Source organism: Endozoicomonas sp. ONNA1, assembly GCF_024606325.1.
In the GTDB taxonomy this organism is placed as follows: domain Bacteria; phylum Pseudomonadota; class Gammaproteobacteria; order Pseudomonadales; family Endozoicomonadaceae; genus Endozoicomonas_A.
The window spans coordinates 1-2,250 of record NZ_JAHHPN010000885.1; the positions used below are offsets into that span (position 1 = coordinate 1).

Sequence of the window (2,250 nt, forward strand, 5' to 3'; positions counted from 1 at the left end):
AAAAGCTGTTTTCTGGCCCAGTCCAGCGAATTGCATCTGAACCCGCATATTCCATGACGTAAAAGCCATCTTCACAGGACAGTGGCATTCTGGCATCGACATGCAGCTCATCCGGGAAGTCATTGTTATTGAAATCTACCAGTGCCGCAGGCATAGGCACGGTGAGTGCGTTTAACTGTTTTGTCAGGCGATTATTTTCTTTTGCGAGACACTCAGTGACGAGCCTGTTTTTTGCCAACTCAGATACCAGCAGTTCAAATAACTGATCGGAGCCACCGGCTTTTAATTGAGTTCTGATGTCGTCTTCAAGATCATTGAGTCGAGATGCATTCTCGACAATATATTGATTGATGGGCATGGCTTTTACTTAATATTAATGGGTGTAAGAATGTAAGGCTGAGGTAAACATGACAAGTCAATAACCTTGCTGCCTCACACTTAGGAAGTGAAACTATCGCCCACAAAATCCGGGCAATATTTGTAACAATCGAGCGCAGGCTTTGACTGAGCAAAAATTAGCTTCAGTTAAAGGTGCTCGTAATTGTGGAAGATATAAATAATCCTGTTTCAAGGATTTATGGTTGTTCTTGGCGCAAAATTTCCAAAACCTCTCTTGTTTTTCTTTCCATTAATTCGAAGTTGTTTCGGCTTTCAACATTGAGTCGAACGACGGGTTCTGTATTGGATTGACGAAGGTTAAATCTCCAATTATCAAACTCAAGGCTGATGCCATCGGTATGGTTAATAGATTTTGCATCTTTTTCATAAACACTCAGGATCCTTTCAATAGCTGCATTTGGATCGGAGAGTTTACTGTTGATTTCACCAGAAGAGGGGTAAGCTGCAATCCGTTCTTTAACCATTTCTGATAATTTCATTTTTTTGCGACACATAAGTTCAGCCACCAGAAGCCAGGGAATCATGCCACTGTCGCAGTAGGCAAAATCACGGAAGTAGTGGTGAGCACTCATTTCTCCACCGTAAATAGCATCTTCAGATCGCATTCTTTCTTTAATGAACGCATGACCTGTTTTGCTCATTACAGGTGTTCCACCCGCATTCTTGACAACTTCTATGGTATTCCAACTCAGTCTTGCTGTCGATGGTGCCATTGAGGTCACTGCCAGTCATAATCCTATTGATTACAATGGGATGAAGCTTGTTCGTGAAGGTGCTAAGCCGATTAGTGGGGATAGCGGGCTTTTTGAGATTAAGGAGCGGGCTGAAGCTGGAAGCTGGAAGCTGGAGGCTGGAAGCTGTGAGGGGGCTTATAGTGTGGTGACGGTTCTTGATGATTATGTAGAGAAAATTCTTGGTTTTGTTGAGCTTGGGAATTTCACTCCTTTAAAACTGGTGATAAACAGTGGGAATGGGGCTGCCGGGCATGTCATTGATGCGATTGAGAGCAGGTTTATTTCTGCCAATGTACCGGTAGAAATCATTAAAGTTCACAATGAACCTGACAGCTCGTTTCCTAATGGCATACCTAATCCGCTGCTTCCTGAGTGTCGGCAAGATACGATAGATGCCGTTAAAGCTCACAATGCTGATATGGGTATCGCATTTGACGGGGACTTTGATCAGTGATTCTGAGTTGTCGGCGATTGCGGACTTTGCTGTGGGGAAGCGTTGTTTGAGCTGGAAGCTGGAAGCTGGAAGCTGAAAGCTTTCATTCATCAGCTCACAGACGAGTTTAACTATGTCGATGTTATGCCATTCGTTGTGACCACCGATATTGTAATTTTCTCCAACTTTACCCTTATTAAGAACCAACTCAATTCCGCGGGCATGGTCTTCTACGTAGAGCCAGTCGCGGATTTGTTTACCGTCGCCGTATATGGGGAGTGGCTTGTCGTGCAGGATGTTTGTGATCACCAGAGGGATCAGCTTTTCCGGGAAATGGTAGTACATTTATCAGGGAAGCTTCTTTGCCTGGTAACCCATGGTAACGATCAAGGCTGTTGGAGTCGGTCGTATATATAAAACGAAAAGGAAGAGTGGCTTTGCTAAAACGATCAAAATGAACAGGATCCTCTTTATTCCAGAACACGGTCGGAATATTTCGCTTGTTGCACCATTCAACAAGCTTATAAAGGCTGAAGTAATCGTTATCAGGATAGTTTGCAATCTTTCTTTTCCACCTGTTTTTATAGCCTCTCCAGACAGATTCAACAAAAAGTAAATCGGGTTTAAAAAATCTGAGTTGCCAGCGCCAGCTGATAGGCGAAATATGGTACACCTCTAAATTAA

The 2,250-nt window shown here is 43.4% G+C and carries 4 protein-coding genes and 1 pseudogene; 1 reads left to right on the forward strand and 4 read right to left on the reverse strand.

The genetic code is table 11. From position 1 onward, the window contains the following. Both KDK19_RS20935 and KDK19_RS20940 read right to left on the reverse strand, forming a co-directional pair. Nucleotides 1–358 (reverse strand): hypothetical protein (locus KDK19_RS20935; protein ID WP_257292868.1); only part of this gene is annotated, 358 nt, incomplete at its 3' end. A 217-nt stretch (nt 359–575) separates the two neighbouring features. Next, nucleotides 576–1,040, reverse strand: a complete 465-nt coding sequence (locus tag KDK19_RS20940) for a hypothetical protein (RefSeq protein WP_306801380.1) — start codon at nt 1,038–1,040, stop codon at nt 576–578. 34 nt (nt 1,041–1,074) lie between these two features. Between KDK19_RS20940 and KDK19_RS20945 the strand changes: the two genes are divergently transcribed. Continuing rightward, a complete protein-coding gene (locus tag KDK19_RS20945; RefSeq protein ID WP_306801381.1) occupies nt 1,075–1,587 on the forward strand; it encodes a hypothetical protein in 513 nt (170 codons plus the stop codon). An 81-nt stretch (nt 1,588–1,668) separates the two neighbouring features. Here the strand turns inward: KDK19_RS20945 and KDK19_RS20950 are convergent. Continuing rightward, nucleotides 1,669–1,905, reverse strand: a pseudogene (locus KDK19_RS20950) (NAD-dependent epimerase/dehydratase family protein); the annotation flags it as partial. Continuing rightward, nucleotides 1,823–2,250: hypothetical protein (locus KDK19_RS20955; protein WP_257292869.1), on the reverse strand; the 428-nt coding region annotated here is incomplete at its 5' end. The gene KDK19_RS20955 and the pseudogene KDK19_RS20950, both read right to left, overlap by 83 nt.

Coding starts and splice junctions, on each gene's coding strand:
- KDK19_RS20940 (WP_306801380.1), bottom strand. CDS start 1,040: ATGAGCAAAACAGGTCATGCGTTCATTAAAGAAAGAATGCGATCTGAA.
- KDK19_RS20945 (WP_306801381.1), top strand. CDS start 1,075: ATGGTATTCCAACTCAGTCTTGCTGTCGATGGTGCCATTGAGGTCACT.